Annotated in this window: 15 protein-coding genes; 3 read left to right on the top strand and 12 right to left on the bottom strand. The window is 54.0% G+C overall.

All coding sequences use genetic code 11. The features are described 5' to 3' along the window. Nucleotides 1-33 precede the first annotated feature (33 nt). From EDD73_RS01785 to EDD73_RS01800, 4 genes are all read right to left on the bottom strand, one after another. Entirely contained in the window at nt 34-1,179 is a 1,146-nt protein-coding gene (locus EDD73_RS01785) for an ATP-binding protein (protein ID WP_131917983.1), read from the bottom strand. Between the two features lie 231 nt (nt 1,180-1,410). Further along, nucleotides 1,411-2,601: a radical SAM/SPASM domain-containing protein gene (locus EDD73_RS01790; protein WP_165876258.1), complete on the bottom strand. Its 1,191-nt coding sequence runs from the start codon at nt 2,599-2,601 to the stop codon at nt 1,411-1,413. A gap of 54 nt (nt 2,602-2,655) precedes the next feature. Further along, nucleotides 2,656-3,339 (bottom strand): LSm family protein, encoded by a 684-nt coding sequence (locus EDD73_RS01795; RefSeq protein WP_131917985.1) that lies wholly within the window; start codon nt 3,337-3,339, stop codon nt 2,656-2,658. 158 nt (nt 3,340-3,497) lie between these two features. Beyond that, nucleotides 3,498-3,779, bottom strand: a complete 282-nt coding sequence (locus EDD73_RS01800) for a hypothetical protein (RefSeq protein ID WP_131917986.1) — start codon at nt 3,777-3,779, stop codon at nt 3,498-3,500. Between the two features lie 336 nt (nt 3,780-4,115). On the opposite strand from EDD73_RS01800, the gene EDD73_RS01805 reads away from it, so the two are divergent. The 3 genes from EDD73_RS01805 (at nt 4,116) to EDD73_RS01815 (ending at nt 5,879) form a co-directional block, all read left to right on the top strand. Then, nucleotides 4,116-4,319 carry a hypothetical protein gene (locus EDD73_RS01805; RefSeq protein ID WP_165876259.1) on the top strand — a complete coding sequence of 68 codons (204 nt, stop codon included), beginning with the start codon at nt 4,116-4,118 and terminating at the stop codon, nt 4,317-4,319. Between the two features lie 21 nt (nt 4,320-4,340). Beyond that, on the top strand, nt 4,341-4,628 hold the full coding sequence (locus EDD73_RS01810; protein ID WP_131917988.1) for a spore coat protein: 288 nt from the start codon (nt 4,341-4,343) through the stop codon (nt 4,626-4,628). 273 nt (nt 4,629-4,901) lie between these two features. Further along, the gene (locus EDD73_RS01815) at nt 4,902-5,879 is read left to right on the top strand and encodes a hypothetical protein (RefSeq protein ID WP_131917989.1); all 978 of its coding nucleotides are present in this window, start codon (nt 4,902-4,904) and stop codon (nt 5,877-5,879) included. 153 nt (nt 5,880-6,032) lie between these two features. Here the strand turns inward: EDD73_RS01815 and EDD73_RS01820 are convergent, their stop codons facing one another. From EDD73_RS01820 to nadC, 8 genes are all read right to left on the bottom strand, one after another. Further along, nucleotides 6,033-6,692 (bottom strand): hypothetical protein, encoded by a 660-nt coding sequence (locus EDD73_RS01820; RefSeq protein ID WP_131917990.1) that lies wholly within the window; start codon nt 6,690-6,692, stop codon nt 6,033-6,035. Continuing rightward, on the bottom strand, nt 6,637-8,739 hold the full coding sequence (cooS, locus tag EDD73_RS01825) for an anaerobic carbon-monoxide dehydrogenase catalytic subunit (protein WP_131918127.1): 2,103 nt from the start codon (nt 8,737-8,739) through the stop codon (nt 6,637-6,639). The genes EDD73_RS01820 and cooS overlap by 56 nt, the downstream gene beginning before the upstream one ends. 486 nt (nt 8,740-9,225) lie before the next feature. Then, nucleotides 9,226-11,232, bottom strand: a complete 2,007-nt coding sequence (locus EDD73_RS01830; RefSeq protein WP_131917991.1) for an InlB B-repeat-containing protein — start codon at nt 11,230-11,232, stop codon at nt 9,226-9,228. 241 nt (nt 11,233-11,473) lie between these two features. Further along, entirely contained in the window at nt 11,474-12,667 is a 1,194-nt protein-coding gene (locus tag EDD73_RS01835) for an MFS transporter (RefSeq protein ID WP_131917992.1), read from the bottom strand. A 55-nt stretch (nt 12,668-12,722) separates the two neighbouring features. Continuing rightward, nucleotides 12,723-13,754 carry a tRNA dihydrouridine synthase DusB gene (gene dusB, locus EDD73_RS01840; protein ID WP_243116760.1) on the bottom strand — a complete coding sequence of 344 codons (1,032 nt, stop codon included), beginning with the start codon at nt 13,752-13,754 and terminating at the stop codon, nt 12,723-12,725. Between the two features lie 10 nt (nt 13,755-13,764). Then, complete coding sequence (locus EDD73_RS01845) at nt 13,765-14,550, bottom strand: type III pantothenate kinase (RefSeq protein WP_131917994.1); 786 nt, start codon at nt 14,548-14,550, stop codon at nt 13,765-13,767. Beyond that, the gene (locus EDD73_RS01850; RefSeq protein WP_131917995.1) at nt 14,534-15,535 is read right to left on the bottom strand and encodes a biotin--[acetyl-CoA-carboxylase] ligase; all 1,002 of its coding nucleotides are present in this window, start codon (nt 15,533-15,535) and stop codon (nt 14,534-14,536) included. The genes EDD73_RS01845 and EDD73_RS01850 overlap by 17 nt, the downstream gene beginning before the upstream one ends. Then, nucleotides 15,504-16,406: a carboxylating nicotinate-nucleotide diphosphorylase gene (nadC, locus tag EDD73_RS01855; protein WP_131917996.1), complete on the bottom strand. Its 903-nt coding sequence runs from the start codon at nt 16,404-16,406 to the stop codon at nt 15,504-15,506. The genes EDD73_RS01850 and nadC overlap by 32 nt, the downstream gene beginning before the upstream one ends. Nucleotides 16,407-16,418: the final 12 nt, after the last annotated feature.

Genomic DNA, 16,418 nt, shown 5'->3' on the forward strand with positions numbered 1-16,418 from the left:
CTGGACATGATTCCAGTGGCTTTCTTGCCCAAATTACTCCTTTTCTAACGCCCGGTAAACCAACCGCGGCTGACTTGCCGATCCACCAAAAGAAAACCGCAGCTTTTTTTCTTCCAGCAGCTTAGCCAGCGCCACATGGCGCATCTCCTTCGGGCTTTGTCCCAGGAGCACCGCCAGTTCGGGCAGGGAAAGCGCTCGCTGCTGACAAAGCTCCACGATGGTTGCTTCCAGCTTCTGCTGATTCGCCCATTCTTCTTCTTGAATGCCACTGGCAATCCGCCATAATTCCGGCTCTTGATCCAGCGACAGGACCGCGGACGTTGTTCCCTCTACCGGTAAAACATGCAGATTACTATTCATACGTAGCTCCGGAAACAGCGAAACCTGATGTAACGTCAACACCGTCCGATCCGGGTGCACTTGCTCCACCAGTTCCGGCTCCCGCCATTGCTGCTCTTGCCAAACCCAATAAATATTTTTGACACCGGAACCGGGCCGCTCACCGATACCAATACAGCGAAATAAATCATAGAGCCGGGGATTCCGGCGCTCGCTTGTACCACCACGCACAGCTTGCGCCAGGGGAATGCCTAACCTGCCGGGATTGGCAAAACGAAAGGTCATCTGCTCTTTCTGGATCACAATGCCTTGTTCCCCGTAATAATCGGCGTGAACCAGCGTATTGACCAACGCCTCCCGCAATGCCCGATGAATCAGCCCATCATCTTGCTGTCCCATCCCGTCGATGGTCAACGATTCCTTAATGCCGGTCGTCAACTTTTGAACGACTGCGAAGAAAAACTCGTACAGATTGGTTGTCCGGGTATCATTGGATACCAAGCGCTGTGACCATCGTTCACCCGGTTGGGGTGCTACAGCTTCACGATAATCCAAAAAATAAGCGGGAACGGCCTCAACAATTGATGGATATTTCCCAAACATAAGTAAGCCCGCTAACGTTGGGCCCTCAACACTTTTGCCACGCACCTTGCCCCAGGCACCTAAGCGGTATAAAAATTCTTTTGTCTCCAGCTCAATCCAAGGGTTACCGGGATTGCGCAGGGCCAATCGCTCACGGTAACTCTGGATCGATGCCCTATTGAAATCATCAAGATGAAAATCCGGAAGAAGCTCACTGTCCTGGGATTGCCCCATTTTATCCTCCAGTATTTTCCCCATCGTCCTTCTCCCTTTCGCTCAACAGTCACGTTGAAGAATGATTTTTTCGACAACAGCACTGCAAACTCCTCTCCAAAATCGTTTACCTGGTAAATTAATGCATGAAAACTTTGCTTATCCCACCGTTACTACGATAAAGAAAACCAAAAAACCACCGGAGTGATCCGGTGGATTCGACTGTTGATTGGAATTCGGTGCCTTTTAAGATTTCAGTGCCGTTCGAGAAAAATTCTACATAGCCGGGCAGTTCCCGCAAGAACTACAGGAATAGCGCATCGTAGATGACTGCCGCTGCACTTCCCGGGTCACCACCCAAAAGAGGCACGTTTCTTCAGAAGGCAAAAAATGATTCCCCGTCTGCTCCGCATTGACGGCGTAGCAGCCGCCGTAGCATTTTCGGGTGCACCGTCGGCAGTGCGCAGGCATCGACTGGGCCGTATCTTGCAACGGTTCCAACCGTCCATAATCAATCGAAGTATGAACATTGCCGACCTTCCACCGCTTGGTTTCGTCCGCCAGGCCCAGCAATTTCGAACAGGGATATAGGTCCCCGTTCGGGGCAACCGCCAGCGATGCGATGCCGGCGTGACAGCCCCAGCGTTCATCAGGCCCGGACTCTTTTTCAAAATCATCGATGTAAATCGGATAGCCTAGCTGCTTAAGGCGATGATATTCTTCCATGATGGCCAACAGATTGCGCCCATACACTTCAATTTCCTTCAATGACCAGAGCGCTGCACCCTGGGCCGGCGCAATGATCACCTGATTGATCCCTAAATCAACGATCTGCCGAAAATCATCAACCATTTGCTCGATGGCAGCAGGGCTGACGGTCATGCGCGCCACCACCCATGAGCGATACTGTTGAATCAGCGGGATCAACGCGGCAAGCCGATGCCAAGTACCGGCACCGCTTTTCGTCCGGCGGTAGCGGTCATGCGTTTCCGGTCCCCCGTCGATGCTCAACATCATATTCATGCGGTGGTCAGCAAAATATTGGAGGATTTCTTCCGTCAGCAACGTTCCGTTCGTCGTTATCCCCCAGTTGATCTGAATATGGCGCGCTCGTGCCGCTTCTTCCGCATAGGGAATGATTTGCTTAATCAAAGGAAATGCGAGCAGCGGTTCCCCACCGATCAAGGTGATCGTGACCTGGGGATAGGCGGCATGGTCCATTAAGAGAACGATCGCTTGGGTAGCCGTCGCAAGGCTCATCCGTTCTTGGGGGTCTTTGTTGTGAACAAAACAGTAGTCACAGGCAAGGTTGCAGTTGAAGGTCAAATTTAATTCCATCGCGGCCATGGGGAGGCGCACTGAAACGCCGGCCGGTTCGGCTACGCCGGAAACTTCGTCGGCTCGGTGCGCCTTAGCAGCAACTTCTGCCGATGGGCACGGTTCCGTCATTACGAAAGTTTCAGCCAATGCCTCAGATTCTTCCGGTGTGAGGCGGAGAAGCGTTTGATCGTCCATGATTAGTTAAGGCACAAATCGTGGGCGACAGGGTGGTGGGCCAAATCGTTCACGGCACGGTGGCGGTGGGCTAAAGCGTTCGCGGCACGGTGGCGGCGGGGCAAAACGCTCACGGCACGGCGGCGGCGGCGGGCCAAATCGTTCGCGGCACGGTGGCGGCGGGCCAAAACGCTCACGACAGGGTGGCGGCGGGCCAAATCGTTCACGGCACGGTGGCGGCGGTGGACCAAAACGCTCACGACAGGGTGGCGGTCCGAATTGGTACTGCGGGCAACCATAAGGTGGGCCGTACTGGTACTGTGGGCAGCCATAGGGCGGGCCGTACTGGTATTGCGGGCAGCCATAGGGCGGACCATATTGATACTGCGGACACCCGTAGGGGCTATACACAAACTGCGGGCATAAATACGGCGGCAAGCCGGGGCGTTGCAAACTCTCATAATCCTGATCGTCACCGCTATTGCCCTGCATCTGAGCCGCCATGTACTCCATGTGCTCTTTGCTCATCACACAGTTGGCATGACCACAAATGGTGGCCACATCACTGTAAGCAACAACGCGCTTGCCTTCCCCCGTTTCCAGGCTAAACACGTTATCGTCAACCTCAACAATTTGGCCAGCCAGCTTCTGCCCATCGATGAGATCCAGCGATACGTTTTGATGCAAGTATGTCTTTACTTGTTCAAACAAAACTGATCTCCCCTTCGGTTTTCTATCCGCTCGCAATGTATGTACGTCCTTCGCTCTTGGTGCTTGCCCATGCCTGTTTGTCCACAAAAAAACCTGCGAATTCTCACTTTTTAGGAGAAATCGCAGGTTTTCGATTTCATTATGGCCTAACGGCCTCATTAACGGTTGTTGCCAATGACGCCATCTTCTTTATCGAGGGACGCCTTCATGGTCTCGGTAAATTGCCCCTTCCGCTCTTCCATCGCCGATGTCGGCATATTCCATGCATCATTATCATCGTAATCGTCATCGCCTTTACGAATCTGCGCCGCCAGATCATACCAGCCTTTTTGAAGCTCCCAAGGAATCACTGTGTCGCTCAGCGCTCCGTCAATGGTTGACTCCAGCGCTTCCCCCTCGCTTCCTGCTGCAATCACGGGCCGCTGCCTTTTGTCTTTCATCGTGATCACCTCCTGACGCTAGCATGCCCCATGGGTTTCTCCCTGATGATCAAGCACGCCGGCATCCGTTGCTCTTCACCGCATGAAGCTGAAAACATTGGCAACACCCATGCGCATAACCCGATCGCGATCATTGAAAACTATTACTGATGCGTTAGTGCCCGGAAAAATATTTTGGCTTATCCCAACCGCAAGCACCGAATTTTCAGCAGATCGATCAAGGCCAACAAAAGCATTGCTCGATCTGCTGATTCCTCGATCTGCCGATTCAATGATGCGACCGGCGACGGTTCGCCAACAGCCGAATTCGTTCATGAAGGAAGGAGGTGAAAAATGATGCTAACCTTAGCTCCTCATGAAACGCTGGAACTGCATGAACTGTTGCGCAGTGAAGTGCTGACGGCCAAAAAACTCAAGGCGACCATTCCCATGATCCAAGATCCGGATCTGAAAACGGCCACCACGAACTGCTTGAATGCGCGGATGCGTAAAATCAACGACATTCAACAATTCTGCCAGTCCACCGGCATGCTGCAATAACCAACAGGGAGGTGAAACCACATGGGCATCATCGATGAATTGATGGGAAATACTCCGAAAGTTACGGATTTTGATATTGCCAATCAATTGCTGACCGATTCCAAGATGGGCATTACGATGTTGGCCAAAACGCTGACGGAAGTGTCCAATCCGGAACTGCGCATGCTCTTGAGCCGGCACCTGGAAATGGGCCTGCAAGAGCATTTTCAACTGTCCGATATTGCGACCAATAAAAAATGGTATCAGCCCTACTTGAGCCCCGTGGACCAACTGCGCACCGATTTCCGGATCTCGCAGGAGTTGACCTGATCTTGATCTGCATCGCCCCCTATCCGATTACTTTCCGGCGATTGACCAGGTGGTTGACGTAACGGTTGAACTGACTGTTGGCCTGACGTTTGACCTGAAAATGCAAAAAAACTACCCATGTTCAGCGGACATGGGTAGTTTTTTTGATTATTTACTTTCGTTCTGGCACATTAATTTAGTTTGCTCCATAACCACTTCCACCTTGTTTGCAAATTCTAAATTGACTGCCATTGGTAAACCCTCCCATAGGTGTTATGATTCGGGGTGGTGGTGATGGTTGTCCAGGGATGGGGTAGCCAAGGTCGAAATAACATCTTATGGAAATTAAGTGCTCCGTATGCTACAATCAAAGCAAGCGATACTGTTAAGGAGGGATGGTTTATCGACAGTGATGTTCGCATTCCCCAGCAGCATAAAGACATTTCGCTTCGCTCTTTGTCGATGACATTTCGCGGGGAGATTCTCCCGTTTTTCGGGGTGACCCTGCCGAAAGTGATCGATGCTGTCAGCACACAAGCACCATTGATCGAAGTCAAAGATCGGGATATGGATGTTGTATTGGCGTTGGAAGACAATACGTTGCTTCACATGGAATTCGAGTCAAGTGAACCAACAGTGGATGACCAGATTCGCTATGCTTATTATGATTTAAAGCTATTTTCCGAACGCAAGCAGGCGATTCGCCGCATGGTCATTTATGCGGCAGGAGTTCAAAAAACGCCGGAACCGCTGGATATAGGCAGTCTCTTGACACAGCAGCAGGTAATTCACTTGAGCCGGCATTTTGACGGTCATCGTGAGTTGGAAGGAATCCTCACAAAAATTCAGCAACGCCGGCCGTTGGATGCCCAAGACAAGCTGCGGATCATGCTCTTACCGATGATGTTTGAGCAACCGCGTGATCGTTCTCGTGCGGCTTGGGCGGTTACGGAAGCGCTGGACGGGGAAAAAACTGATAATAGTGCTTATCTGATCGGTACAATGTACGCTGCTAACTTTTCAAATATTGTTGAACCGGAAAAATCCAAGATTCTGGAGGTGCTGAATATGTCGCAAGCTTTTCAAGAGTTGTACCGTAGACACGAAGAAATCGGTATCGAAAAAGGGATTAAGCAAGGCATCATGCAAGGTATTGAAAAAACCGCCATCACGGCATTAAAGGAAGGTTTTCCTCTAGAAACTATTGCGAAACTTACGGGTCTTCCTTATGAAAGAATTGTCGAGCTTCAAAGACAACTTAAACTACCCTGAAAGCCATGTCTCCAACTGAGTACTTCTAGGTGATTTTACCCTATCAAGATTGTAACTTTGACATCCCGATTCCCTTCCCGTTGAACTTGTAAGGAATCCTAACAAGTTCAGACTTTAGGCAACGCACCTCCTTTTCTTATCTCCTCCTCCCTCCTACGTTAATTTGGCATAGAGATCGTTTTTGACAGCGGTCCAGCGGGTTTCTGCTTCACTGATCGTTTTTTGATACTGGCACCATTCCTCTGAGTAGCGCCGCACCAGTTCCGCGAAAGACTTCGGCCACTTCTTTGAGTTTAACTTTGGTGCGCTGGGACTGCTGAAATTTTTGCAGGTGTTCATCGTCACCGGCGAGCAGCAGTTCAAAGCGCCAGTCTTCGCGGGTGCGGAATTCGGCGGTGGCGATCGTTTTTTGACCGTTGACCTGGAGGGCGCCGCCGGCAAGTTCCAGAGTACCCAGTTCAGCGGCGGGTGCAGGCCGAGCAGGTATTCCATGGCGATGCCGTCACTGTCACGGGTCAGCATGGGGGTGCTGATATCATCGGCTTTGGCACCAAAGGCAGGTAAAGCGATGATGTGATCGAAGTGCTCGCCGGGCAGGCAGTCGGTGTAGATCGATTCAAAGCGGCTTGTTTGACGATTTCTTCGGTCATATAGGCCGTGAGGTATGCCGGGGCAAGGAGTATATTGTAGAACAAAAAGACCTTGGATCACCAGATGATCCAAGGTCTTTCGCTTTTTTACCGTTGTGCCTGCAGAATTAATGCACATTCCCCGACGGTAAGCCCAAGGCTTGCCGTTTCGCTTCAATTTCATCGAGATAAATCTGCACAGTTTTTTCCGCATCCAGTTCGACGACCACTTTACCGAGGCCCAGCGTGGCCGTCGTTTCCGTTAAGGTTTTAACCACCACTTCACTACCGGTGATCGATGGTACCGGTGCCACATGAACCATCCATCCTAACGCCACCGCCGTGCAGGCGTCGGCAACAGCTTTTTGCTCCAGATATTCAGGCGCACCGATGACCAGCGGCAGCTGGTTCGTATCGACGTTCATCTCATCAGCGATTTCCTTGGCCGTCAGCGTCATCTTACCGATGTCCACACAAGCGCCGAAGTTCAGCACCGGTGGGATGCCCAAGGATTCGCAGACCTTGCGTAGCCCCGAACCGGCATACGCGGCGGCGGCCGGATCGGTCAGGCCCGTGTACTGCATGACCGACGACGTACAGCCGCCGGAGAGCACAAGCACATTGTTTTTGATCAAACCTTCAGTGATTTTATAAATGTTGCTGCCACCCTGACCGTAGCGGGCAGTGGTGCAACCGACGATAGTGGCGATGCCGCGAATATTCCCCTGAGCGATTTGATCGATAAGCGGACGGAAGGAACCGCCGAGGGCAGCCCGCACCGATTCGGTAGAAAAGCCGACCATACACTTTTCGCTAACATACGGCGGAATGAATACCTCACGGTTTTCCGCTTTGCGTTTTTGAAACGATGCAATCGCCATGTCCAGCGCTTTTTCCGCTTGTTCGCGCATCGCTTCCGGACGGAATTCCAACACTTCCGTCCCGGGCATGCGGATTACCGGATCGACGGAAACCATCGTGGTGCCGTAGCGCCGGGCATAGAGCGGTAAGGTCGGCACCGTGCAGTTGTAATCAAAGGTCCAAAGATCGACAGCGCCAGTCGCGAAGAGGTATTCTTCTGAAAGCCATTCACCCTCTTGACCGGCATAGGCAGTTTGATTGTGCACACCGCTGTAGTTGATCAACTGCTGGCCTTCACAGACGTGACCGAGCACTTGCAAACCTGCGGCACCGGCTTCACGGGCTTTGTTTTGCCATTTTTCTTCCGAAGCGACTTCAATCAACACGTGTGCCAGGTGCGGCATATGACCGTTGGTGATGATGTTGACTTTGTCTTTCGCTAGGAGGCCCATGTTTTGCTTTTTCATCACCGGCTGTTGGGTGCCCATGAGGATCTCCTGGATGATATTGAGCAGCAACAAGCCCTGATATTCGTTGGCGATGCCGAGGCGAACAGCCTTTAAAAGGAAGTACACCGGATCGGCGTTTAAATTAGTCATGCACATGGTTTGCGCCATGGCCACTTCGGCGTTGGCGCCACCGGGGAAAAGATCGAGCTTTTTCCATAATTCTTTGCGCTTTGTCGGGGCAAAAGCTTCGGTGGTTTGCGATGGCTCGTAGTGGGGACGGCAGATGTCAGCGATAACCCAGTTGGCGAAGTCGATGGCGAGGGCGTTCGTATCTTTATGGGTATCGAGGCCCGCTAAGGATGCCCAGTGGCGGAGCTTTTCCGGTTCGCGGATTTTGAGGCCCGATTCCGGATGCTCGGCTGCGGCTTTTAAGGTACGGGCCACTTGGTGACAATGATACACATTGGCAGCCGTACCGATGGTGACATGACGGTACATAAAGTTACGGGCCACCATCACATCGGCGTCCACACCGCAGACACCCCGTTGCACTTTATCAGATATCCGGCAAGGGCCGTTGGCACAAAGCTGACAGGAGAGCCCTTCCACACAGAACTTACAGCGAATTTTCTCCTGTTCGGTGAAACGATCAAAGACGTTGCTGAGACCTTGGTCGTGGACCGATTTGTACATGACGCGCATGGCCGGATCAAGAATGACATTCAGCGGGTACCCGGCTTTATCTTGATCGTGCTTTCCGGCGACATGCTCGCGCTGCCATTCATGGACAGCGTGGGCCGGCGGAGCTACTGTTTCGTCAATCATAAAACGTGGTACTTGATCGTGCTGGTCATGATGGTGGGCCGGATCATTCGTCGACGACGATGTGTGGGTAACCGGTGTTTTGCCGCTTGGCATCATCGGATCGGTAGCATGCCGTAGATCCTGGGCCGAGTAACTGCCGGTAGGGGTTGCTTTTCCCTGTTCTTGGTTAGGACCTTGGTTATTGCCCGTCATTATCACAGCGCTCCTTTTTTGTGCTTTCTAAAATTGCGGGAGGCGCTTCTTTATCGGTAACCACGTTACGCCTAGTGTTAAAATTCCCCTACACCGGTCATGGTAATCGACAATATTTTGGTAAGTTATTGTATTTTCTTAGACCAACAATCCTACAAACACGAATAGCCCTTGACTTCCCATACTGTAGGAAATCAAGAGCGGTCATATCACAGGCTATTCAAAAAGCCGCAAAAACCAACCACCGATCAGCCGATCCATGGACCTTGAGCCGGCCTTCGAAAAAAGGGTGCACTTAATAAACATCGTCGATCGTTTGATCGACTATACCGTTCGATTGGCCCATCATTCGCTTCGGTGATTTTTTCTGCGCTGAAGCGGCTTATCGGTCTATGGAGCGATCTCCGGCGCTCTCGCTGCCGTTGTCCCCGGAAGCGCAGCACCAACAGGTACCGATCTATTCATCAAAGCTCTTTGATCCGAAGCGCTTTGTTTTGGTTGTTCCGCAGAACGTCCACCGCCGGGAAGTACTTGCTCATGGCTTGAGCCCGCACTTAACTTGTTCCATGCCGTCGGATCACTGGCAGGAAGATTTTCACGAGCCGGTGGCGGTGGTGGTGGCGCTGCCGCTTCCACGGCAGCCGTATCCGTATAGGAATGGCGAAGACGCAGTTCGGCCCGATCAGACGTCTTGGTTTGCGCAGCGTCGCGAACAGTAGCGGTCCCCGCAGAAGCGCTTGGTGCTGAACTAGCCAAGGGCAAAGGGGTGCCGTTGCTTATCGCACGGTTAGTTACGCCGGTTTTCATGCCCGTTGCGGCCACCGGTTTCTGCGGTTTGCCACCGTGATTGGTTGGATTGCCGACAGCCGTTGCTGTTTTCTTTTGACTACTTACGCTACGGGTTTTCCCAGCAGGGCTGCGCACCGACTCGACGGAAGCCGCTTTATTTTCGCTACGGGCCGTTGTCACGGCAGCGACGGACGAACGACTGGTAGCGCCCGGTGCCTCTGTCCACTGGGCATAAAGCATCGTATCGCCGACACCCACCCGCATCTCTTCATCGGCCCGATAGGACGTTCCGGTGCCATCCATGTTTGTGTTCCACCCGGCAAATCGGTAGCCCTCTTTTTCCAGATCGCCGCTGTTGCCACGGACAACCACATCAGTACCGGGCTCGTACCGTCGATCGTCCCAGGGCACACTGCCGCCGGTATGGCCGTTGCCATGATAGATCACTTTATAACTTCGATAGTCCGATGCAAACTTGATCACGGCATTGGCATCACCAGGGATCATCCAGACATTCCGTCCATCAAAGACGCCGCCATAAAAGGCCATGCTGGTTTGTTTATAACCGCTGGGCCATTGTTCGTGACGCTTCATAATCCCGGTGTCTTTGTCAATCTGGATCACACTGTCGGCATTAAGCGGAATCATCCAGATGCTTTCCCCGTCATAAACGCCGCCCATAAACGAACTGATTTCCTTGTCAAATCCGTCGGGCCAGCCCTTGTAACCAATCATGGCACCGCTGTTGATATCAATTTTAACGACTTGATTGGCCCGACAGGGAATCATCCAGATATACTGACCGTCAAAAACACCACCGGAAAAGGCAATCGTCCCTGGCGTTAATCCGCTCGGCCAACGGTTATACCCGGTCATCGTCCCACTGTCTTTATCAATCTTGACGACCATATTGGCATTGGCCGGAATCATCCAAATATGTTGTCCGTCAAAAGCCCCACCAATAAAGCCATACTCGCCTTTTTCAAACCCGGCGGGCCACGCACTGTATCCGGTCATGATACCGGTATCTTTATCGATTTTCACCACCTGATCGGTACCATAAGGGATCATCCAGATCGATTGCCCGTCAAAAACGCCCCCGGCAAAGGCACCGACATCTTTGGTGAATCCGGCGGGCCAATTGTTGAATCCAGTCATCACGCCGCTGTCTTTGTCAATGTTGATCACCTGATCGGCATTGGCCGGAATCATCCAGATATGCTGTCCGTCAAAAACCCCGCCGATAAAGGCCGTCAACCCCTTGGTAAACCCGGCCGGCCACTGGCGATATCCCGTCATCTCCCCGCTGATGCGATCCATTTTAACGACCTGATCGGCATCATTGGGAATCATCCAGATCGCTTGCCCATCATAGACGCCACCGGAAAAATCCCGTGTACGTTTCACAAATCCACGGGGCCAATCCTTAAAGCTGAGCATGGTTACATCAGCGCCTTCAGTCGTTACCGGCTTTTTACTACCGCCGAAGGTAATATGGAATCCATCCGTCACTGCCACTGCCGGTACAGGGATCACATTAACAAGCATAGCCAAAGCGGCCACGATCGCAATCGCCAACGCGATGAGACTTACCCGTAGTTTGCCCATCTACCAGCACCTCCTAACAGCAACGAATTGAGACCACATCCATGTTGGACATCAACAAAACAGGTTTCCCGTCATTATTTTCGCATTTTATAATTTTTTACAGAAATCGACCTACTTTTACTCGTAATCTTTTCGGCATTTTTCGCTCTTTTCCTTCTTCATTTTAACGCAAAATATTTAATTATGAAGAGTAACGCCTTCTCCAGAAATCAATCCTTTTAGATTTTTTTGGATATAACCATCACGATAGCGCCGTTTTCTTCTCCTTGGCCAGTGTCCGTGTCAAGACCATCGCGACCACCATAAAACCAACAATCATCCAGACAATGCCCGGCCAACCGTACCACGACCAAAGCAAACCGCCCAGCGTTCCGGCCACACCGGCGCCGGTATAATAGAAGAACAAGTACAGCCCCGATGCTTGTGCCCGGTCATGACGAGCCAGCAGTCCCACCCAACTGCTGGCAATCGAATGGGCACCAAAAAAGCCAAAGGTAAACACAGCCAGCCCGATGATCTTGAAAAGCAGTGGCGCCGCCAGCGTCCCGAAGGCGCCGACACCGACAATCAGCAACCCCCACCACAACACGGCCCGCCGCCGGAAGCGCCCGGCGAGTTGTCCCATCCAGGTCGAGCTCACGGTGCCCACGGTATAGACGATAAAAATGCCGCCGACCCAGGCCGGTCGCAGTTCATAGGGCGGTGCGATCAAGACAAAGCCAATATAATTAAACAGCGTAACAAAGCTGCCCATCAGCAAAAAGCCTGTCGCAAACAGACGCACCATCTGGCGATCTTTCAGGTGCTCCGCCATGGAACGACCCAGCGCCGCGAGCGCCAGCGGTCGGGGCCGGAAATTGCGCGACGCCGGCAAGGTCCGCCAAAAGTACAAACTCGCCAGCAAACTAAGTACCCCGATTAACGCCAGTGCCCAGCGCCAAGAGCCCAGATCGGTAAGCAACCCAACGATAAACCGCCCGGCCATCCCGCCGATCGAGTTGCCGCTGATGTACATCCCCATGGCCAGGCCCAAACTGGTTGGTTCCATCTCTTCGCCCAAGTAGGCCATGGCGATCGCCGGCAGCCCGGCCAAGACCATGCCCAGAAGCATGCGCCAGACCAGCAGCGCCTCAAAAGTCGGCGCCAGTGCGGTCGCAATGATCAGCAGCGAAGACGTGACCAAGGTTGCTGTCATCACCGGCTTACGGCCCCATGCTTCGGAAAGCGAACCGACGATCAGCATAAAAACGGCCATGACCGCTGTCGTCAGTGACACCGCCAGCGATGCCGTCGTCGGCGAAACCAGAAACTCTTCCGTAAATTCCGGCAGCAGCGGTTGCACACAGTAAAGGATGGCAAAGTTGACGAATCCCCCGGCAAATAAAGCCAAGTTGGCTTTTTGAAACTGTGTCGTTCCTTGACGTATATACTGCACACCCTTCACCGTCCATCCCTTTGATCAATAAAAAAAACCGGTCCTTGACCGGCCTTTACTGTTCTAGATATTCCTGAAATAACCGCTCCACCTGGGCCACTTGCGTTACCCGGTTCACTTCCAGCCGCAAGCGCGACGCCCCACGCAAGCCTTTTAAGTACCAAGCCAGGTGGGCACGCATTTCCCGCACAGCGCGATCTTCGCCTTTATCGGCCACCTTACGCCGCAAGTGTTCCAGCGCCTGGTCGATCCGTTCTGCGGCCGTTGGCGGCGGCGGCAGTGTCCCTTCGTTAGCCCAACGCATCAACCGCGAGAAGATCCAGGGATTCCCTAGTGCCCCGCGGCCGATCATCACACCAGCACAGCCGGTGGCCGCCAGGAGATGGGCCGCATCGACCGGTTCCCACACATCACCGTTGCCGATGACCGGGATATGGACAGCCTGAACCACCTGCGCAATCCGTTCCCAATCGGCCGTACCGGTATAGAACATTTCCCGCGTCCGGCCGTGCACCGTCAGCGCTTGTACGCCGACCGCTTCCAGCATCGGTGCCAGCGTCGGTGCCACGATCTGATGGCTCGACCAGCCCGTACGCATCTTGACGGTCACTGGCACCTGCACTGCTTTCACGACCGCTTCGGCAATCGCCACGGCCCGCTCCGGCTCTTTGAGCAGGGCCGAACCTTCCCCATTGCGGATAATCTTCGGCGCCGGACAGCCCATATTGATGTCGATGATCGAAGCGCCGGCCGCTTCCACGATCCGCGCCGCTTCTGCCATCACCGGCGGTTCTGAGCCAAAGATCTGCACCACAATCGGCCGCGGCTCGCCGCCGATATCCATTAAATCCAACGTATGCTGGTTGGCATAGGTAAGTGCCTTATCGGAAAGCATCTCCGTCACGACGAGCGGACAGCGGTGATCTTTTAAAACGGACCGAAACGCCCGATCGGTCACACCGGCCATGGGCGCACTGATCAGCGGCACATCCCACCGATAAGGCCCAATCTTCAGCGGCGCCGGCTCCGGCCATGAACAGGCTTCGTTCCGGCTCGGCGACACCACAGTTTCCTGCTCAAAATTCACCGTCATACCCTCACTTTATCGCTGTCGCACGCTGGTAGATGATCGCTAATCCTTCCAGCGCCAAAAGCAGTTCGACCTGATCAATCACCGGCGCCAGCGGCGCGATTAAAGGCGCCATTTCACCCGTAGCGATCACCCGCGTCGGTTCACCGATCTCCGCTTTGAGCCGTTCCACGATCCCTTCCACCTGACCGGCAAAACCGTAGACAATGCCCGACTGCATCGCCGCTACCGTATTTTTCCCGATCACCCGGGCCGGTTTGACGATCTCAATGCGGGGCAGTTTAGCCGCTTTGGCAAAAAGCGCTTCCGTAGCGACCGTTACGCCCGGTGCAATCGCTCCGCCCAGATAGACTCCCTGCGCAGAAATCACACAGTAGCTGGTGGCCGTACCAAAATCGACGATGATCAGCGGGCCGCCATAGCGGGCATAGGCCGCCACCGCATTGACAATCCGATCGGCACCGACTTCATGGGGATTTTCGATCTGCACCGGCATCCCCGTACGCACCCCCGGCCGTACCAAAAGCGGCTCCATCGCCAGCAAGGAGCGGCACATCCGCTCCAGCGTCGGAATCATCGGCGGCACCACACAAGCGGCGATCACCCCACGCAGCATCTTCGGCTCAATACCGTCGACCAAAAACAAACTCCGCAGTAAAATCGCATATTCATCGGACGTCCGCGCCCGGTCAGTTGAGATGCTCCAGTGATGCAGCAGTACCGGTGCCGCTCCATCCATGCGATAGATCCCCAGGTGGGTGGTGGTATTGCCTACATCAATCGCCAAAATCATAACCGGTCCCCCCTTCCGGACGAATGCTCACTTCCCCGCTGTACACCCGGTGGGTAGCACCATCGGTATCAGTAACTAAAAGCGCGCCTTCTTCGTCGATCGACGCCAGGCGCCCTTGCCATTGCCGTTGACCGGCGACGATCTGCACGGGTCGTCCTAACCCGGCGGCTCGCGCCAGCCATTGCTCCCGGATGCTCCCAAAGCCATCGCTGAGCCAGCGGTCATAGTCGGCTTCCAGACAGGCCAGAAAGGCCAGCAACAATTGGGTGCTGTCCACGGTTTTGCCCGCTTCCAGCGCCAGTGACGTCGCCACTGGCCGAACTTCTTCCGGAAAATCGGCCCCTTGATGATTGACGTTCATCCCGATGCCGACAATCAGATAATTGACGGCTTCCATCTCCGCATGAACTTCCGTCAAGATCCCGCAAATCTTTTTCCCGGACAGGAGTACATCATTGGGCCATTTGATCATCGGTTTCAGCCCCGTAACCTGCTCAATCGCCCGGCAGTAACTGACCGATGTCAACAGCGTCACCTGCGCCGCCATCCCCAGGGGGACTGCCGGCCGTAGCACCAGGGACAGGTAAATCCCGCAATTACGCGGTGATACCCAGGCCCGGCCCAGCCGGCCGCGCCCTGCCGTTTGTTCCTCGGCCACCACCAGCGTACCTTCCGGTGCGCCTTGGCGCGCCAGTTCCTTGGCCGTGCGGTTCGTTGACGGCAGCGAGGCAAAAAAATGATAGTTTTGCCCCAGGCGCTTCGTCGTCAATCGGGGCAGCACTTCGCTCGCCAATAGGCGCGGCGACGCACTGCGCAAGCGGTAGCCTAAGCGCGTATGGGCTTCGATTTCATAACCCTCTTGACGCAGTGCCACCACATGCTTCCATACCGCCGACCGGCTGATCTGCAGTTGGCGGCTCAGTTCCTCACCGGATATATAACTCGGGGCATTTTTAATGGCCGCCAGGATCTGTGTTCGCGCCATCACTGCTTCCTCGCTTCATAACTTCCACGTCCAAACTGATATCGAGTGCCCGGGCACTGTGCGTCAGGGCACCCATCGAGATAAAATCAACGCCGGTCTTGGCGATATCGACGAGATTTTCTTCCGTCACACCGCCCGACGCTTCCACCAGGGCAGCACCGTTAATGATCTGGACCGCTTCCCGCATCATTTCCAGGGGCATATTATCGAGCATGATAATATCGGCATTGGCTTCCAACGCTTGCGCCACCTGCTGAAGATCTTCCACTTCCACTTCAATTTTGGCCGTATGCGGTGCATAATGCCGTGCCTGGGAAACGGCCTGGGCGATGCCGCCGGCCAAGCGGATATGGTTATCTTTGATCAACACCGCATCATAAAGGCCAAAGCGGTGATTGCGGCCGCCGCCCACACGAACGGCGTACTTTTCCAGCACCCGCAGTCCCGGAATGGTCTTGCGCGTATCGACGATATGCGCCGGATAGTAGGTCAGCTTTTCGGCACAACGGGCCGTCTTGGTCGCAATGCCCGACAGGTGCTGTAAAAAGTTCAGCGCCACCCGCTCGGCCGTCAATACGGATCGGGCACTGCCGGTGACCTCGGCGATGACGTCACCGCGCCGTAGGGGCTCACCGTCTTTTTTATGGGCCGTAAAGCGCAGTTGCCGATCCATCAGTTCAAAAACCAGCGCCGCCACATCAATCCCCGCCAGTATGCCCGTTTCCTTGGCATGGATAATCCCGCGCGTCGTCGCTTCCGCCGGCACCGTGCTCATGGCCGTAATGTCGCCGGAACCGACGTCTTCGGCCAGCGCCTGGGCAACGATTTTCCGCACCTGCGGATAAAACCATTCGACTTTGCTCATCTCCATGGTGCTTTCCTC

Origin of the sequence: Heliophilum fasciatum, assembly GCF_004341395.1 — a bacterium.
Taxonomy (GTDB): Bacteria; Bacillota; Desulfitobacteriia; order Heliobacteriales; family Heliobacteriaceae; genus Heliophilum; species Heliophilum fasciatum.